The following is a 16,168-nucleotide window of genomic DNA, read 5'->3' on the forward strand; positions in this document are numbered from 1 at the left end:
TTGTAATAAATTCGATATCCCGCGTGGTCGCACCGTCCCGGCGCGAGGAGGGTCGGCGTCAGAACGGGTCGTCAGTCACGCTCGGCGCGCTCGCGTTCGCGGCAGTTTCGTTCGTGGCGGTCTCGTTCGCGGTGGTTCCGTCGCCGCCGCCGGTCTGCCACCAGTCCTCGTTCTCGAGGATCTGATCTTCCTCGTCCTCAGGGACGGGACTGGCCTCGACCTCGGTGAGACGCGGATTGTCGCCGAAGGGGGTCCACTCTCGCTCCATCTCGAACAGTTGCGGTTGGTCGCTGTCGTCGTCGGCGTCGGTCACGAATCCGAGGTCGCCGTCGTACTCACCGATTTCGGCGTCCTCCGCCACGAACAGCGGGACGGTCTCGTCGGTGTTGAGCCACCGAATCATCCGCGTGTTGTAGTCCGAGAACCAACTGTCGTTCACGTCGCCGTAGTTGGGCGTCCACTCCACGACGTCCGAGACGAACGTGAACCGGGCCTGCGGATGAAAGTTGTCGACGAAGATGAGCGCCTTCCAGTTGTCGTCGAGGTCGAGGTCCTGTGCGGCCCCGACACCGGTTCCGAGCGCGCTCGCACCGACGGTCGCCACCGCGCTCTTCTTCAGGAACGAACGTCGCGTCTCGTCGTCGACCAGTCGCTGTCTCGTGTCGTTGTCTCGTGTCATAATCAGGTCCTCCGCGGCGGATGTAACCCACGGACTCTGAAAAGGCGCGCGACCGTTCACGGAACCCACGGGGCGTAATTCGGGCATTCGCTCGAACACGTCGGTCGGTTCGGGGCACCCCGGGTATCGTAAGCCGAGCGAGAAATGCGGGAATCGACCGCTAGGCCGTTTCACGTTCGGCCACGTCGTTCCGTTTCGTTCCGTTCGCGAGACCCGTTCGCGGTGGTTTTTTTGGGACCGCGGGAGAGAGTCACCACATGGAGACGCCGATTTCGTTCGGAACCGACGGCTGGCGAGCGACGCTGGACGAGTTCACCGCCCCTCGCGTCCGGATGGTCGGACAGGCGGTCGCCGACTACCTCCGAGAGGTCGAAGACCGCGACGGTGGCACCGTCGCGGTCGGCTACGACGCCCGCGAGACCTCGCGGGGGTTCGCCGAGGAACTGTGTCGCGTGCTGGCCGCCAACGGCTTCGACGCCCTGATTCCGCCCCGGGACTGCCCGACGCCACTCGCGGTCTGGACCGTCGCCGACCGCGACCTCGCTGGCGCACTCGTGGTGTCGGCCAGCCACAACCCCCCGAACTACAACGGCGTGAAGTTCTTCCCCCACGACGCCGCGCCCGCCCTGCCCGAGGTCACCGACGAGATAATGGCCCGCATCGGCGAACCCCGCGCGCTCCCCGACGACGAGCAGGGGAGCGTCCGCGAGGAGGACCTGCTCGAACCCTACGCCGAGCACCTGTTCGACCTCGTCGATGCCGACTTGGACGGTCTCGAAGTCGTCTACGACGCGATGCACGGGTCGGGCCGGGGATTCACCGACGAACTCCTCGAACGCGCCGGGGCCGACGTCGAGCGCCTGCGCTGCGAGCAGGACCCCGAGTTCGGCGGCACCAACCCCGAACCGAGCCCCGAGAACCTGCAGGGCCTCGTGGACGCGGTACGGGAGGGCGACGCCGACCTCGGCATCGCCAACGACGGCGACGCCGACCGCATCGCGCTCGTCACGCCCGAGCGGGGCTTCCTCGACGAGAACCTCTTCTTCGCGGCGACCTACGACTACCTGCTCGAAGACGACTCGGGTCCGGCGGTCCGGACCGTCTCGACCACCTTCCTCGTCGACCGCGTGGCCGAGGCCCACGGCGAGGAGGTCGTCGAGACCGCGGTCGGCTACAAGTGGGTCGCCGAGGCGATGGGCGACCACGACGCGCTCGTCGGCGGCGAGGAGTCCGGCGGCTTCTCCATCCGGGGCCACAACCGCGAGAAGGACGGCGTGCTGATGGCGCTACTCGCGGGGGCGGTCGAGAGCGAGCGCTCCTACGACGACCGAGTCGACGCCCTGCTCGCGGAGTTCGGCGAAATCCACCAGAGTAAGGTGAGCGTGGACTGTCCCGACGACCGCAAGGAGGGCGTCCTCTCGGACCTCGAAGCACGGCTCCCCGACGAGGTGGCGGGCGAGCACGTCGAGAACGTCAACACCACCGACGGATTCAAGATTCTGCTCGAAGACGGGTCGTGGTTGCTGGTCCGGCCCAGCGGCACGGAACCCAAGATGCGGGTGTACGCGGAGGCGGCGAGCGCCGAGCGCGTCGAGGAACTGCTCGATGCGGGTCGGGGGCTGGTCGAGCCGCTGGTCTAGCCTCCGTATTTACCGCCCTCTCTGTACGGTCTTCGCTAACCGGATACTGGATTGGAGGAGAAACCGCGAACGGAACCGGAATTATCGGTCGAAAACGCGCGCTAAGAGGGCCGACCAGTCCGGACGATTCGTCCGGACACGGCCTTCCGACTCTTTCACTTCCTCCCGGTGGCGTTCGGCCTCAGACATATGTACAGATACGTATTTGGCGGACATATAACTTTGGTTCGCTCCCGACGGGGTCTCGCGCCGTGCGGAAAATCATGTGGCGCGTAACGCTATGTTTAGGATTTGACGACGGCAACGAAGAGCGAGAAACAGACTCCGACGAGACATCCGATAGCGAATGTGACTCCGAGAATCGCGTAGAAATCGAACGTTCGATTACTGATGAAAGACACGCCGCTACCAGTCACGGAGACGACGGAGAGCACTAGCAAAGCCTGCGAAATGGAAAGGAGCGCCTTGTCCTTATTGAGTCTCGTATCGTTTCGGTCGATGTAGTTCGGATAGGTCTGTGCGAACGTAGAGAGCATTTCTTTCCGTCCGAACGTGGCCTGCTTGTTGATGTCCGAGACTTCGACTTCGGTCTCTATCTTAGTGTGGTAAATGGTCGCAAAAGCCGCGAACACGCTCAAAATTCCGAACAGGAGTCCCGCGTAGGTCAGGGGATTGTCGAGCGTTCCGAGAGCGGTTTGGTCGCGTTGACGGGCGATATAGTAGGTGATTGCGGCGGCCACTCCGGAAAACGTGAACGCTACTCGAAGCAACGACATCGCTTTCCTGTCGATATGTTCCGCTTCACTCACCTGTTCTGCGAGGGTCTCGTTCAGTTTTTCGTGCGTGAGCCGTAGCGAGTACAGAGAGTCATCGGCCGTCAGATGTTCGTCGTCGCTCACGATCTATTTATTACGTTCGTGATTGCGTATATAACCGTTCGCACTCGGGATTAGCGCTCTACTCCTCGGTCCCGAAGTCCAGCACGCCGCCCGGGTTCGCGTAGTAGACGTACGCCAGCGCCGCGCCGAGCGCCATCAGCAGGACGCCCAGCAGGTCGCCGAGGTCGGCGGCGAACCCGTCGGCGAACGTGACGTACCCGATGGCGAGCACGAATCCCGACCAGATGACCGCGAGTCGGTTGCGTCGCTTCTGCTCCATGGTCGGACTTCGGACACCGAGCGGTTCAGCCTTCGGTTTCGAGGACGCCCCGGAGTCGGTCGCTCTCCTCGCCTCCGACCGGAGCCACCTCGAACCCAAGCGACTCGTAGAAGGGCCGGACGTTCGGGTCGAACTCGGCGGTGAGTCGGGGGTGGCGCTCGGCGGCCGTTCGGACCAGTTCGGCACCGATTCCCCGCCCGCGCCGGGAGCGTCGAACCGCCACGGCGTCGACGCGCGCGTCGACGCCGCGGCGGTCCGAGTCGCGGGTCCGACCGAGAGGGACCAGCACGAGCGCGCCGAGAATCGGGGCGTCGCGTCGGTCCTGCCCGGCGTCCTCGTCGCCTCGCGGTTCCACCGCTCGGCGTTCCGAGGCGTCTCCGCGAGCGACGCTCGCGGCGGCTCGGGAGTGCTCGTCTCTCCCGGCGCTTCGCGCCTCGCTCGCGACCAGCGCGTCCCCCGCCGCTATCCGCTCGGAGAGGTCCTCGCCGACTTCCAGCATCGCGGCGTCCAGCACCCGACGAATCCCGAGTCGGTCGCCGGGTGTCGCCTCGCGGACTCGAACGCTCATTCGTCGGCGAGCATCCGGTCGACCATCGCCAGCACGTCGTCGACCGAAGGCCGGTCGCCGGGCGAGTCGCCGCGGTGGACCGCGTACAGTTGCGGGTCGTCGCGTACGTCGAGAATCGCGACCTGCGGCATCCGGCCCGCGAGGTCGATGCGCTTGCCGAGCGCCCCGAACCGCACCGGCTGGCCGTACCGGTCGGCGACGCGCGTGTCCTCGTCTGCAACGAGGGCGAAGGGGAGGTGATACTTCTCCTGCCACTTCTCGGCTTTCGCCTTCGACTCGGGCAGGACCGAGACGACCGCGGCGTGTCTGTCGCGGAACTCGTCGTAGCGGTCGGCGACCGCTTGGACCTGCTCGCGGCAGTTCCGACAGTGGTAGTCGCGCTGGAAGAACAGGACGACCGCGTCGTTTCGGGGCGTCGTCTCGCGGCGCGGCGCGGGCCGACCGACGCCGTCGGTCGGCCCCGCCGCGAGGTCGGCCAGCGAGAGCGGGTCCGGGCCGGTCCCCGCGTTCGGGAGTTCGAAGTCGAGGTCCGAGACCCCCAGCGCGTCCCGCTCGCGGTCGAACTCGGGCACGGGTCCGGTGTCGGCCTCGTCGCCCGCCGCGAGGCCGGTTCCCGCTTCGTCGTCGCTACCGCCCTTGATGAGTCGAAGCACTTTGACGTGGTCGGTCTCGACCGGCTGGTCCTCGGGCACCGGTCGGCCCTCGACCATCACAGACACCTCGTGGGGGCTGAGGCCCACCTCCGCGAGGAGGTCGGCGTAGGTCGGGTCCTCGACTTCGAGGTCGTGGCTCCCCTCGCCGACGACCTCGACGGTCACGTTCATGGGAGTTGGTTTCGGCGCGCGGGTGGTAAGCGTGTCGGGGATTTCTCGGATTCGTCAAGACGGGGGAATTGGAGGGACGTGGCCGGTCAGAAGGCCCTCGTTCGCACTGAAACTGGAACGGCGGAGTCAGCAACAGCCAGAAAGCCCCCGCCCGGAGGACGATTCACCGGCCGTGTCGTGGCGGTTGGTCAGTCGGCACGAAATCCACCAAGTACGCCCCGGGCTACGGCATATCGGAGCCGGTCGGCGCGCCGGTCCGGCGCGCCGACCGGCGATTCCGGTACCGGTTCCGGATGCCCAGCGCGAGCGCGCCGAGGCCGACGAGCAGGACGAGGAAGCTGACCAGACCGCCGAGGAAGGGGACGCGACCGACGAGGGCGACGCCCACCACCCCGACGACGAGCGCGAGCCACCGGCTCCCGGCGTCGGCCAGCGAGACGAGCCACGTCCCGACCGCGAACGAGCCGTACACGGTCCCCAGCCAGAGCGCCACCGCGTACAGCAACGCGCCGAACAGCGACAGCGGGATGCCGACGATGGTGATGGCGAGCAGGACGAGCGCGACCGGGACGGCCACGAACAGCAGGAGTCCGACTCCCCCGGTGCGGACCGGGTCGTCGACGGCGCGCGCCGCGAGGTCGTCGGAGAACGCGGGGAACACGAGCAGGACGACCGCGCCGAGCAGGAGGTTGACCAGCACGCCGTACGCCCAGCCGAGCCACCCCGGGACGACGGGCCCCGTGACGCCGACCTCCAGGTCGTCGCTCTCGCGAACCTCGCCGCCGACGCTCGCGCCCTCCGCGAGGTCGAGATCGCCGCCGTACACGAGGTCGCCCCCGACGCTCGCGGTGGACGCGACGGTGACGGTCCCCGCCCCGAGGCGGGCGTCTTCGCCGACCTCGCCTTCGAGGGCGACGTTGCCCGCGGCAGCCTCCAGTTCCCCGCCGACTCGCGCTCCGTCTTCGAGGAAGACGTTCCCGCCGACCGCGTTGGCGTCGCCCGTCACGGTCCCGTTGAGTCGGACGTTGCCAGCGAACCCGTCGAAGTCGCCGCCGACCTCGCCGTCGACGCGGACGTTTCCGGCGAAGACCGTCAGGTCGCCCTCGACCGTCCCGCGAATCACGGCGGTCCCCGCGAAAATCGTCAGGTCGTCCTCGACGGTCTCGTCGGCCTCGACAACGACGGTGCCGCCCGTCCGGGTCTCCTCGGCCGCGACCGGCGCGGGCACGGCCGCGAGCAACAGGACCGCGACGAGGAGGAGGGCGAAGGCTCGTTTCATACCGCACGTATCGACAGTTCGATAGAAAACGATTTCGCCGGTATCGCCGCTTACTTCGAGTAAGCGCGTCTTATACGGGCCGTAACTTCGATTCCGGGGTCCGAGGACCGTCGCCGTCGCTCCTCGCCGGGGGACCTCGCGGGCTTTAAGACCGGCAAGCGCCTCGTGTGTCACATGAGCGAGGTCGAGAGCGAGGCCGAAGACGAGGCCGACGAGGCACCCGACGCGCCCGAGCCGGGACGACAGGAGGTCTGGATAGAGAAGTACCGCCCCCAGACCTTGGACGAGGTGGCGGGCCACGACGACATCACCGCGCGCCTGAAGCGCTACGTCGAGCGCGACGACCTGCCCCACCTGCTGTTCTCGGGGCCGGCGGGCGTCGGGAAGACGACCTCCGCCACGGCCATCGCCAAGGAACTCTACGGCGACGACTGGGAGGGGAACTTCCTCGAACTCAACGCATCCGACCAGCGCGGCATCGACGTGGTCCGGGACCGCATCAAGAACTTCGCGCGGTCGTCGTTCGGGGGCCACGACTACCGAATCATCTTCCTCGACGAGGCCGACTCCCTCACGAGCGACGCCCAGTCAGCGTTGCGCCGGACGATGGAGCAGTTCTCCGCGAACACGCGGTTCATCCTGTCGTGCAACTACTCCTCGAAGATCATCGACCCCATCCAGTCGCGCTGCGCGACCTTCCGGTTCGGCCCCATCGACGACGAGGGCGTGGCCGACCAGATTCGGAAGATCGCGGCCGAGGAGGACATCGAGACCACCGAGGACGGCATCGACGCGCTCGTCTACGCCGCCGACGGCGACATGCGCAAGGCCATCAACGCCCTGCAGGCCGCCGCGGTGATGGGCGAGGTCGTCGACGAGGAGGCGGTCTACACCATCACCAGCACGGCCCGTCCCGAGGAGATCGAGGAGATGGTGCGCCACGCGTTCGACGGCGACTTCAGCAAGGCCCGCTCGGTCCTCGACGACCTGCTCACTAACAAGGGGATGGCGGGCGGCGACATCATCGACCAGCTCCACCGTTCTGTCTGGGAGTTCGACCTCGACGACGAGGCCGCGGTCCGGCTGATGGACCGCGTGGGCGAGGTGGATTACCGCATCACCGAGGGCGCGAACGAGCGCGTCCAGCTGGAGGCCCTGCTGGCGTCGCTGTCGCTCGAAGACCGTTAGCCCGCGGCTTCCCGCGAGCAATCGGGCGTTTCGTCGGCGGTCGGATTCGCGAGAGCAGTCGGCGGCGCGAAAACCCCGCGTTGTACCGTAAAACGGTCCGAAACGGCCGCCCCGCTTATACCTCCGTCTCCCGTATCTGGGCCAGAGTTACTATGGGACGCTATCCGCGAGAGGCCCGGGACGCGCGCATGAAGTGTATCGAGTGCAACGCGCCCGTGGTCGAGACGGTCGAGGGGTCGTACGCCTGCGTGAGTTGCGGGTCGTCGCCGATCAGTTCGCGGTCCGGGGAGAGTCGGCCGACGACCGAGGACGCCGTCACGACGGCCGACGACTGAGGACGGTTTCTACCCCGCGGTCGCCGCGAGCGACTCGGTCGCTCGCGGCGACCGCAACGAGACGGAGCGGACTCGATACCGAGGCGGAGACCGACCCGACGCCGAGGCGGAGACCGACCCGACGCCGAGGCGGAGACCGACCCGACGCCGAGCCAAATTCGACTCGATACCGAGACGAAGACCGACTCGACACCGAGCTGCAACCGGGTTGGGCGCATCGCGCCCAACCCGGTTGCGGAACTGTTTTACGCTCTCGTTGGCGAAATACGAACAATATGAGCGAACTCGAGGAGGAGTACCGCCTCGATTATTTCGAGGACAACGACTTCGTCCGAAAGGAGTGCTCCGAGTGCGGAGTCCACTTCTGGACGCGCGACCTCGACCGGGAGACCTGCGGGGAACCCCCGTGCGAGGAGTACGGCTTCATCGACAACCCGGGGTTCGACGAGGAGTACAGCTTAGAGGAGATGCGCGAGGCGTTCCTCTCGTTCTTCGAGGAGAACGACCACGAGCGCATCGACCCCTACCCCGTCGCGGCGAACCGGTGGCGCGACGACGTGCTGCTCACGCAGGCGTCCATCTACGACTTCCAGCCGCTGGTCACCTCCGGGGAGACCCCGCCGCCCGCCAACCCCCTGACCATCAGCCAGCCCTGCATCCGGATGCAGGACATCGACAACGTGGGCAAGACGGGCCGCCACACCATGGCGTTCGAGATGATGGCCCACCACGCGTTCAACGCCCGCGAGGACCTCGAAGACCCCGACGAGTACGCCTATCAGGGCGAGGTCTACTGGAAGGACGAGACGGTCGAGTACTGCGACGAGTTCTTCGAGTCGATGGGCGCGGACATCGAGGAGATCACCTACATCGAGGACCCGTGGGTCGGCGGCGGAAACGCCGGGCCCGCCATCGAGGTCATCTACCGCGGCGCGGAACTCGCCACGCTTGTCTTCATGTCGATGGAGCAGGACCCCGACGGCGAGTACGAGATGAAAGACGGCAACCGCTACTCGAAGATGGACACCTACATCGTCGACACCGGGTACGGGCTGGAGCGCTGGACGTGGATGTCCCAGGGCACCCCGACCGTCTACGAGGCCATCTATCCCGAGATGATCTCGTTCCTCAAGGAGAACGCTGGCATCGACCACACCGACGAGGAGGCCGAACTCGTCCATCGGGCCTCGAAGCTCGCGGGCCACATGGACATCGACGAGGCCGAGGACATGGAGGCCGCCCGCGACAACATCGCCGACCAGCTCGGCGTCTCGACGCCCGAACTGGAGTCCCTGCTCGAACCCCTCGAAGACATCTACGCCATCGCCGACCACTGCCGGACGCTGGCGTACATGCTCGGCGACGGCATCGTGCCCTCGAACGTCGGTACGGGGTATCTCGCCCGGATGGTCCTGCGCCGGACCAAGCGCCTCTGCGACAACGTCGGCGTGGACGCGCCACTTGACGAACTCGTGGACATGCAGGCCGACCGACTGGGCTACCAGAACCGCGACACGGTTCGGGACATCGTCCGGACCGAGGTCGAGAAGTACCGCGAGACGCTCGAACAGGGCGGTCGCCGGGTCGAGCGCCTCGCCAAGGAGTACGCCGAGAAGGGTCAGCCGATTCCGACCGACGAGCTGGTCGAGCTGTACGATTCGCACGGCATCCAGCCCGACATGGTCGAGGAGATAGCGGGCGACTTCGGCACCGAGGTCGAGGTCCCCGACGACTTCTACAGCCTCGTGGCCGGACGCCACGACGGCGGGCAGGCCTTCGAGGAAGAGACCGACGAGGACGAGCGACTCGCCGACCTGCCGAAGACCGACCGCCACTACTACGAGGACCAGTACGGCACCGACTTCGAGGCGGTCGTCCTCGACGTGTTCGAGCGCGACGAGGAGGGCGAGGCGGTCTACGACGTGGTGCTCGACCAGACGATGTTTTATCCCGAGGGCGGCGGCCAGCCCTCCGACCGCGGGACGCTCTCGACCGACGACAGGAGCGTGCAGGTCCGTGACGTCCAGATTCGGGACGGCGTCATCCTCCACCGCACCGACGACGAGGTCGACAAGGGCGACATCGTCCGCGGGAAGATAGACGCCGAGCGCCGCCGTCGGCTGATGCGCCACCACACCGCGACCCACATCGTGGTCCACGCCGCCCGCGAGGTGCTGGGCGACCACGTCCGGCAGGCGGGCGCACAGAAGGGCATCGATAGCTCGCGCATCGACGTGCGCCACTACGAGCGCATCGACCGCGAGACCAGAAACGAGATCGAGATGGTCGCAAACGAGCTCGTGATGGAGAACACGTCGGTCCAGCAGGAGTGGCCCAACCGCCACGAGGCCGAGGAGGAGTACGGCTTCGACCTCTATCAGGGCGGCATCCCGGCCGGGACCAACATCCGGCTCATCCACGTCGCCGAGGACGTGCAGGCCTGCGGCGGGACCCACGTCCGGCGCACGGGCGACGTCGGCACCATCAAGATACTGAACACCGAGCGCGTTCAGGACGGCGTCGAGCGCATCACGTTCGCGGCGGGCGAGGCCGCGGTCGAGGCGGGCCAGCGCACCGAGGCCGCGCTGGCCGACGCCGCCGAGGTGCTGGACGTCTCGCCCGACGAGGTGCCCGAGACCGCCGAGCGGTTCTTCGAGGAGTGGAAGGACCGGGGCAAGCAGATCGAGGACCTCAAAGAACAGCTCGCCGCCGCCCGCGCCTCCGGCGGGGGCGGCGGCGAGGAGGTCGCGGTCGGCGACGCCACCGCAGTAATCCAGCGCATAGACGCCGACATGGACGAGCTCCGCGCGACCGCCAACGCGCTCGCCGACGAGGGCAAAATCGCCGTCATCGGGAGCGGGGCCGACGGCGCGCAGTTCGTCGTCGCGGTCCCCGACGGCGTCTCGGTCAACGCCGGGGAGGTCGTCGGCGAACTCGCCGCGAGGGTCGGCGGCGGCGGGGGCGGTCCGCCGGACTTCGCGCAGGGCGGCGGTCCCGACGCCGACAAACTGGACGAGGCGCTGGAGGACGCTCCGGACGTGCTGAAGCAGGTCCGGAACGCGTAGCGACGACACCGACGTACCGCCCGACCGACGGGGGAGACCGGGCTGTTGTGACGGTCGGGCGGAAGGTGTCGGGCAACGAGCCCGGCGGAGGGCGTTCGCCACGCCGTTCGGAGAGTGCGCCGATACCTGACTAGTCATGTGCCGGTCTCTTCACCGGTGGGTGTGAACGGTACCGACGTGAGCAAGCAGGAATTACGCAGAACCCGAGACCACGACCGGACCGACCGGGGCGCAGACGACGATTTCGACGCCGAAATCGACGAGAACGGTGAGTACGGCGACGAGGCCGCGAACGAGGTCAAGACCTCGCTCGTGGAACTCCACGACTCCTCGAAGGAGATATCGGGTCAGACCCACGAGATAACCGACCTCGCTCGCGAGCAGTCCACCGGGATGGCGCAGGTGGCCGAGGAGGTCTCGGACCTCAGCGCGGCGGTCGAGGAGATCGCGTCCTCGACCGAGGAGGTGTCCTCGGCGGGCAGACAGGCCCGAAAGCGGGCCGAGGACGGCCAAGAGTCGGCCGAGCGCGCGGTCGAGACGATGGAGGCCATCCGAGAGGCCGCCGAGAGCGTGGCCGAGGATGTTCAGACCATCCGCGAGAGCGTCGCCGAGATCGACGACATCGTCGAAGTCATCGACGGCATCGCCGAGCAGACCAACCTCCTCGCGCTCAACGCGAACATCGAGGCCGCCCGCGCGGGCGAGGCGGGCGACGGTTTCGCGGTCGTCGCCGACGAGATCAAGACGCTCGCCGAGGAGTCCCGACAGCAGGCCAGCGAGATAGAGGCGAAGGTCGGCGGCATCCAAGACGACACCGAGACCGCGGTCGAGAGCCTCGAGGACGGCACCGACCAGATAGACGAGGGCATCGACACCGTCGGCGAGGCGGTCGAGAGCCTCGACGAAATCTCGGGCGCGGTCACGGAGGTCAGTCACGGTATCGAGGAGGTCGCGACTGCGACCGACCAGCAGGCCGCCAGCACCGAGGAGGTCGCCAGCATGGTGGACCAGACCGCCGCGAACGCCGAGGAGATCGCCGACCGGACCGACGAGATCGCCGGGGAGATAGACGACCAGACCGACGAGATACGCGAGATCAACCGGGCGGTCGAAGACCTCGTCGAGGAGTGAGCGTCACCGCCCGAACAGCCACCGCTTCGCCCGGGTCCACACCGGCCAGCGACGCCCCCGGAGTCGCCGGGCCAGTCGGGCGTTCTCGCGCTTGAGTCGCTCGTTCTCCTCGTCGAGCGACTCGACGCGCTCGCGGAGGCGGCGGTTCTCGGCGTCGAGTTCCTCGTGGGCACGAGCGAGTTCGTCGTAGGCGCGAGCGAGTTCGGCGCGCTCGCGGTCGACGCGTTCGCGGCCCGCCCGCTCGCGGTCGGCGCGGGCCGCAGACGCCGCGGGACTGGCGGGCCGGTCGTCGGTCCGGCCCGCCAGTACGACGTTCACCACCGCGCCCAGCAGGAGGACGAGACTGCTGAAGTACAGCCACACCACCACGAGGAGGGCGCTCCCGAGCGCGCCGTACGCCTCGAACCGCGCGGAGTAGACGACGTAGCTCTGGAACGCCGACTGGAGGAGCGCCCACGCCACCGCCGCGAGGAGCACGCCGGGGACCACCTCCCGCACCGACAGGTCCACGTCGGGGAAGACGTAGTAGATGGGGAAGAACGCCACCGCGAGTCCCGCCACGACGAACAGGGGGCTGAACGCTCGCCCGTACGGCAGGTCGGGAAACAGGGTGAGCGCGACGCTCGCGGCGGTCACGACCCCGACCGCGACCGCCAGCGCGAACACCACGACCAGTCCCTCCCGAATCTGCACGACCACCGACTCCTCGACGTCGGTGCCGTAGAGGTCGGCGAAGGTGACGTTCAGCCCGCGGAATATCTTGAACAGCCCCCACACCAGTGTCGCGCCCCCGAGGATGGACACCCGGGTCCGGGCCTCGTCGTCGGTGAGCGATTCGGCCAGCACCGCCTGCGCTCGCGGCGTGAGCACCGAGTCGGTGAGTTCGACGAGGGTGGCGGTGAGCGTCGCGCTGTCGACCACCGAGAGCGCGAAGACGAGGAGGACCAGCAGCGGGAGCAGCGAGATGAACGCGTGGTACGCGATGCTGGCCGCCATCAACGAGACGTCGTGTGCGCGTATCTCGCGGGCGACGGCCCGACCGAACCGCCAGAAACGGCCCCGAACCCCCATTAGAGCGTATCACGGCGTCGAGGCCCAAAACGTCTCCGCTCGTTCCCACTCGTCGGGGCGTCTCTCCCGTCTCTATTCGTCGAAATCCAGACCGAGGACGCGCTCTGCGGCCGCGCCGACCTCCGGAACCCTCTCCTCGGGGGCGTACACGCCGAGTCGCCACTGCGCGCGGCCCGCCGCGCGCAGGCCCTCGACCAGCGGCGACTCGTCGGCGAGTCGCCGCACCTCGCCGTCGACGACCACGCGGGTCGAGGACTCGGGCATGCCGGGTTCGCCGGGCGTGTCCACGAGGACCTGCTCGGGAGCGACGCCCGCCGCGTCAGCTATGTCGCGCTCGAACGCCCGGACGCTCGCGTGGTCGGCGGTGACGACCGACTCGGGCACCGAACCGAGGTCGGTCCAGACTGCGCGCTTGTAGAGGTCCCGGCGTTCGAGTCTGCGGGCGGTGTCGGCGGTCGCCTCGCAGTCGCGCAGGGCCCCGAGCAGGCGGTCGTCGGTCATCCGGGCGAACGCCTCGGCGTCGAGGTCGGTCGAGTCGAGGAGGCGCTCGCCCGCGCGTTCGAGCATCGCGCCCGCGATGCGCGAGACGTGGTGGCGATAGACCGTCGCGTTCATCAGCGCGCGAGCGACCAGCGTGCTCTCGGCGGTGTGGACGTTTCCCGAAGAGAGCACGAGTTCGCCGTCGCGGAACCGGAGCGCCGCGAGCAGTCGGGAGTGGTCGATGGTGCCGTAGGGCACGCCGGTGTGGTGGGCGTCGCGCACGAGGTAGTCCATCCGGTCGACGTCGAGTTCGCCCGCGACCAGCTGGCCGAGCTTCCCCTCCCCCGCCACGAGGTCTGCGACCTCGCCGGGGTCGAGCCCGTGAGATTCGAGAACGTCGGCGATGGGTCCGTCGGCGAGCAGGTCGTCCACGTCGTCGTGGTGCCTGCCGAGCCTGCGCTCGATGATGCCCTCCGTCTGGTGGCCGTAGGGACCGTGGCCCACGTCGTGGAGCAGGGCGGCCGCCCGGACCGCCTTCGCGCGGTGGGCCTCGATTCCGAGGCTGTCGCACGCCTCGCGCGCGAGGTGGTAGACCCCGAGGCTGTGCTCGAACCGGGTGTGGTTGGCCGACGGGTAGACCAGCCGGACCGTGCTGAGCTGTTTGACGTGGCGCAACCGCTGGAGGGCGGGCAGGTCGACCAGGTCTCGCGCGAGGTCGCAGACGGGGATGTGGTCGTGGACGCTGTCCTTGATGGCTTCCATGACACCGCGTTGACCCACCCGCGACAAAAATCGTCCGTCTCCGGGTCGCTCGGGAACGAACGACTCAAACGCCGCCGCGCCCAACCGCCGGTCATGCCGACAGCCGACAACGACGGCGTCGCCGTCGAGTACGAGGTCGCCGAGTCCGGGGACCCCGACGCCGAGACGGTCGTCCTGCTCGCCGACGCGGGCTACGGCCCGTGGCTCTGGAGCTGGCAGTACCCCGCGCTCGCCGGACCCTACCGCGTCGTGGTGCCCAGCCCCCGCGGAACCGGCGGCTCCGAGGACCCCGGAACGTACGCCGTCGCCGAGCAGGCGGCCGACCTCGACGCCGTCCTCGCCGACTGCAACGCGCGGAAGGCTCACCTCGTCGGCGCGGGACTCGGCGGGATGGTCGCGCTCCGGTACGCGCTGGACTTCTCTCGCGCGCGGAGCCTGACCCTGCTCGGGACCTCGGCGGGCGGCCCGCGAGCCGACCCCGTCCCCGACGACGTGCGCGAGCGCCTGCTCGTCGGGAACGACGACCCCGAGGCCCTCCGGCGGTCGCTCGAACCGGTCGCGAGCGAGGAGCTACTGGAGACCGACGACCTCGTCGAGCGAATCGTGGCGTGGCGGCGCGCCGAGGACGCCGACCGGGAGGCCCGGCGGGGTCACCTCGACGCGATGGCGGCCTTCGACGCCAGCGACGACCTCTACGAGGTCACGATTCCGGCGCTCGTGATGCACGGCCGCGAGGACCGGGTGGTCCCGGTCGAGGACGGCCGCCTGCTCGCGGAGGGACTTCCGAAGGGCGAGTTCCGCGAGTTCCCCGGCGGACACCTCTTCTTCGTCGAGCGCTCGAAGGAGGTCAACGACGCGCTCGTGGGCTTTCTGGAGGAGCACGGCGAGGAGTGAGCGGGAGGGCGAGTGGAGCAGGGGGACCGACGCCGAGATTATGTTCGGATGGATTTATAAGTCTTCAGAGGCGTGATGCTGTCATGTCTCTCCAACTCGGACGAGCAATCGTAGACGGGAGCACGCGGGTCTTCACCCGGGCCGGTGCGATGCTCCTCGTGGGTCTGGTCGCGCTCCAGTTCCTCGTACAGAGTTCGGTCAACACGGTCGTCGCCGGGCTCTTTCCCCCCGAGGCGGCGGGCGAACTGAACCAGATGCTCGGGCTGACGCTCCCCGTCCCGGGGAGCGTCGCTGGCGGCCTGTTCGTCCTCGCGCTCGTGCTCACCTCGGCGTACTACGTGGTGCTCGCCCGGGCGTTCGTCCGACCGACGAGCGAGCAATCCGCGCTCCCCGCCGACCTCTACACCCGCCGAATCGGGCGCGCGACGCTCTCGCAGGTCGTCGGCGGAATCTTCGTCGGGTTCGCCGTCGGGGTCGGACTGGCGTTTCTCATCCTGCCCGGGCTGTTCCTGAGCGTCTGCTTCCTGTTCTTCGGCTTCGCGGTCGCCGTCGAGGACCGCGGCATCCTCGACGCGCTCAGGCGGAGCTGGGGCCTCTCGCGAGGCAACCGATTGAAACTCGCGGTCCTCGTGGTCCTGACGGGGGTCGTGGGCGCCGTCATCGGCGTCACGGGGTCGGTGTTCGACATGGCGAACTCGCCGGTCGTCGGTGAGGCTCTCGTGAACGTACTCGGTAGCGTCCTGTACGTCTTCCTCTACGGGGTCATCGCGGCCGCATACCTCCAAGTCCGGGAGGACTCCGAGGGGTTCGACGGCCCGGAGACGACCGGGACGCCCGACGACGCGTTCGTCGCCGAGTAGGTCCCGCGCCTCGCCGTCGGCTACACCCCGAGGAATCGCAGGAAGAGCCCGACGAGCAGAAGCGCTCCCCCGGTAATCGACCCGACGAACGGCGGCAGGACCGGAATCGGAATCACGACCAACAGCAGGCCGACCGCGACGACCTTCGTGGAGAGTCTCATACCTCCCCTTCGCTCGCCTCGCGGAAAGTAGCATCGCCGGACCCGCAACAACGCCTACGTCGGGGCGCGTCGA

The 16,168-nt window shown here is 68.1% G+C and carries 16 protein-coding genes and 1 pseudogene; 7 read left to right on the plus strand and 10 right to left on the minus strand.

Annotation, left to right across the window (positions count from 1 at the left end; all coding sequences use genetic code 11):
- Positions 1 to 58 precede the first annotated feature (58 nt).
- Entirely contained in the window at positions 59 to 679 is a 621-nt protein-coding gene (locus NGM10_RS07580; protein WP_253483603.1) for a twin-arginine translocation signal domain-containing protein, read from the minus strand.
- A 257-nt stretch (positions 680 to 936) separates the two neighbouring features.
- Between NGM10_RS07580 and NGM10_RS07585 the strand changes: the two genes are divergently transcribed.
- The gene (locus tag NGM10_RS07585; protein WP_253483606.1) at positions 937 to 2,319 is read left to right on the plus strand and encodes a phosphoglucomutase/phosphomannomutase family protein; all 1,383 of its coding nucleotides are present in this window, start codon (positions 937 to 939) and stop codon (positions 2,317 to 2,319) included.
- Between the two features lie 284 nt (positions 2,320 to 2,603).
- On the opposite strand, the gene NGM10_RS07590 is transcribed toward NGM10_RS07585, so the two are convergent.
- The 6 genes and pseudogenes from NGM10_RS07590 to NGM10_RS07615 form a co-directional block, all read right to left on the minus strand.
- Entirely contained in the window at positions 2,604 to 3,218 is a 615-nt protein-coding gene (locus NGM10_RS07590; RefSeq protein WP_253483608.1) for a hypothetical protein, read from the minus strand.
- A 58-nt stretch (positions 3,219 to 3,276) separates the two neighbouring features.
- Positions 3,277 to 3,477 carry a hypothetical protein gene (locus NGM10_RS07595; protein ID WP_253483611.1) on the minus strand — a complete coding sequence of 67 codons (201 nt, stop codon included), beginning with the start codon at positions 3,475 to 3,477 and terminating at the stop codon, positions 3,277 to 3,279.
- 25 nt (positions 3,478 to 3,502) lie between these two features.
- Positions 3,503 to 4,045: a GNAT family N-acetyltransferase gene (locus NGM10_RS07600; protein WP_253483614.1), complete on the minus strand. Its 543-nt coding sequence runs from the start codon at positions 4,043 to 4,045 to the stop codon at positions 3,503 to 3,505.
- Positions 4,042 to 4,698 (minus strand): peroxiredoxin family protein, encoded by a 657-nt coding sequence (locus NGM10_RS07605; protein WP_253483783.1) that lies wholly within the window; start codon positions 4,696 to 4,698, stop codon positions 4,042 to 4,044. The genes NGM10_RS07600 and NGM10_RS07605 overlap by 4 nt, the downstream gene beginning before the upstream one ends.
- Positions 4,675 to 4,869: pseudogene (gene samp2 / locus NGM10_RS07610) on the minus strand (ubiquitin-like small modifier protein SAMP2); the annotation flags it as partial. The pseudogene samp2 and the gene NGM10_RS07605, both read right to left, overlap by 24 nt.
- A 223-nt stretch (positions 4,870 to 5,092) precedes the next feature.
- A complete protein-coding gene (locus tag NGM10_RS07615) occupies positions 5,093 to 6,148 on the minus strand; it encodes a bactofilin family protein (protein ID WP_253483617.1) in 1,056 nt (351 codons plus the stop codon).
- 174 nt (positions 6,149 to 6,322) lie between these two features.
- On the opposite strand from NGM10_RS07615, the gene NGM10_RS07620 reads away from it, so the two are divergent.
- From NGM10_RS07620 to NGM10_RS07635, 4 genes are all read left to right on the plus strand, one after another.
- Positions 6,323 to 7,336 carry a replication factor C small subunit gene (locus NGM10_RS07620; protein ID WP_253483620.1) on the plus strand — a complete coding sequence of 338 codons (1,014 nt, stop codon included), beginning with the start codon at positions 6,323 to 6,325 and terminating at the stop codon, positions 7,334 to 7,336.
- Positions 7,337 to 7,524: 188 nt separating this feature from the next.
- Positions 7,525 to 7,671, plus strand: a complete 147-nt coding sequence (locus tag NGM10_RS07625) for a hypothetical protein (protein WP_253483623.1) — start codon at positions 7,525 to 7,527, stop codon at positions 7,669 to 7,671.
- Between the two features lie 275 nt (positions 7,672 to 7,946).
- On the plus strand, positions 7,947 to 10,736 hold the full coding sequence (gene alaS, locus NGM10_RS07630) for an alanine--tRNA ligase (protein ID WP_253483625.1): 2,790 nt from the start codon (positions 7,947 to 7,949) through the stop codon (positions 10,734 to 10,736).
- 162 nt (positions 10,737 to 10,898) lie between these two features.
- The gene (locus NGM10_RS07635; RefSeq protein WP_368408652.1) at positions 10,899 to 11,867 is read left to right on the plus strand and encodes a methyl-accepting chemotaxis protein; all 969 of its coding nucleotides are present in this window, start codon (positions 10,899 to 10,901) and stop codon (positions 11,865 to 11,867) included.
- 3 nt (positions 11,868 to 11,870) lie between these two features.
- Here the strand turns inward: NGM10_RS07635 and NGM10_RS07640 are convergent, their stop codons facing one another.
- Complete coding sequence (locus tag NGM10_RS07640) at positions 11,871 to 12,938, minus strand: YhjD/YihY/BrkB family envelope integrity protein (protein WP_253483628.1); 1,068 nt, start codon at positions 12,936 to 12,938, stop codon at positions 11,871 to 11,873.
- A 72-nt stretch (positions 12,939 to 13,010) separates the two neighbouring features.
- Positions 13,011 to 14,180 (minus strand): HD domain-containing protein, encoded by a 1,170-nt coding sequence (locus NGM10_RS07645; protein ID WP_253483631.1) that lies wholly within the window; start codon positions 14,178 to 14,180, stop codon positions 13,011 to 13,013.
- Between the two features lie 93 nt (positions 14,181 to 14,273).
- On the opposite strand from NGM10_RS07645, the gene NGM10_RS07650 reads away from it, so the two are divergent.
- Positions 14,274 to 15,074: an alpha/beta fold hydrolase gene (locus NGM10_RS07650; RefSeq protein ID WP_253483635.1), complete on the plus strand. Its 801-nt coding sequence runs from the start codon at positions 14,274 to 14,276 to the stop codon at positions 15,072 to 15,074.
- A gap of 83 nt (positions 15,075 to 15,157) precedes the next feature.
- Positions 15,158 to 15,934 carry a DUF7847 domain-containing protein gene (locus tag NGM10_RS07655; RefSeq protein ID WP_253483638.1) on the plus strand — a complete coding sequence of 259 codons (777 nt, stop codon included), beginning with the start codon at positions 15,158 to 15,160 and terminating at the stop codon, positions 15,932 to 15,934.
- A 20-nt stretch (positions 15,935 to 15,954) separates the two neighbouring features.
- Here the strand turns inward: NGM10_RS07655 and NGM10_RS07660 are convergent, their stop codons facing one another.
- Positions 15,955 to 16,095: a hypothetical protein gene (locus tag NGM10_RS07660; RefSeq protein ID WP_253483641.1), complete on the minus strand. Its 141-nt coding sequence runs from the start codon at positions 16,093 to 16,095 to the stop codon at positions 15,955 to 15,957.
- Between the last annotated feature and the right edge of the window lie 73 nt (positions 16,096 to 16,168).

Origin of the sequence: Halorussus salilacus (genome assembly GCF_024138125.1) — an archaeon.
Lineage (GTDB): Archaea > Halobacteriota > Halobacteria > Halobacteriales > Haladaptataceae > Halorussus > Halorussus salilacus.

Coding starts and splice junctions, on each gene's coding strand:
- NGM10_RS07580 (WP_253483603.1), bottom strand. CDS start 679: ATGACACGAGACAACGACACGAGACAGCGACTGGTCGACGACGAGACG.
- NGM10_RS07585 (WP_253483606.1), top strand. CDS start 937: ATGGAGACGCCGATTTCGTTCGGAACCGACGGCTGGCGAGCGACGCTG.
- NGM10_RS07595 (WP_253483611.1), bottom strand. CDS start 3,477: ATGGAGCAGAAGCGACGCAACCGACTCGCGGTCATCTGGTCGGGATTC.
- NGM10_RS07600 (WP_253483614.1), bottom strand. CDS start 4,045: ATGAGCGTTCGAGTCCGCGAGGCGACACCCGGCGACCGACTCGGGATT.
- NGM10_RS07615 (WP_253483617.1), bottom strand. CDS start 6,148: ATGAAACGAGCCTTCGCCCTCCTCCTCGTCGCGGTCCTGTTGCTCGCG.
- NGM10_RS07620 (WP_253483620.1), top strand. CDS start 6,323: ATGAGCGAGGTCGAGAGCGAGGCCGAAGACGAGGCCGACGAGGCACCC.
- NGM10_RS07625 (WP_253483623.1), top strand. CDS start 7,525: ATGAAGTGTATCGAGTGCAACGCGCCCGTGGTCGAGACGGTCGAGGGG.
- alaS (WP_253483625.1), top strand. CDS start 7,947: ATGAGCGAACTCGAGGAGGAGTACCGCCTCGATTATTTCGAGGACAAC.
- NGM10_RS07640 (WP_253483628.1), bottom strand. CDS start 12,938: ATGGGGGTTCGGGGCCGTTTCTGGCGGTTCGGTCGGGCCGTCGCCCGC.
- NGM10_RS07645 (WP_253483631.1), bottom strand. CDS start 14,180: ATGGAAGCCATCAAGGACAGCGTCCACGACCACATCCCCGTCTGCGAC.
- NGM10_RS07650 (WP_253483635.1), top strand. CDS start 14,274: ATGCCGACAGCCGACAACGACGGCGTCGCCGTCGAGTACGAGGTCGCC.
- NGM10_RS07655 (WP_253483638.1), top strand. CDS start 15,158: ATGTCTCTCCAACTCGGACGAGCAATCGTAGACGGGAGCACGCGGGTC.
- NGM10_RS07660 (WP_253483641.1), bottom strand. CDS start 16,095: ATGAGACTCTCCACGAAGGTCGTCGCGGTCGGCCTGCTGTTGGTCGTG.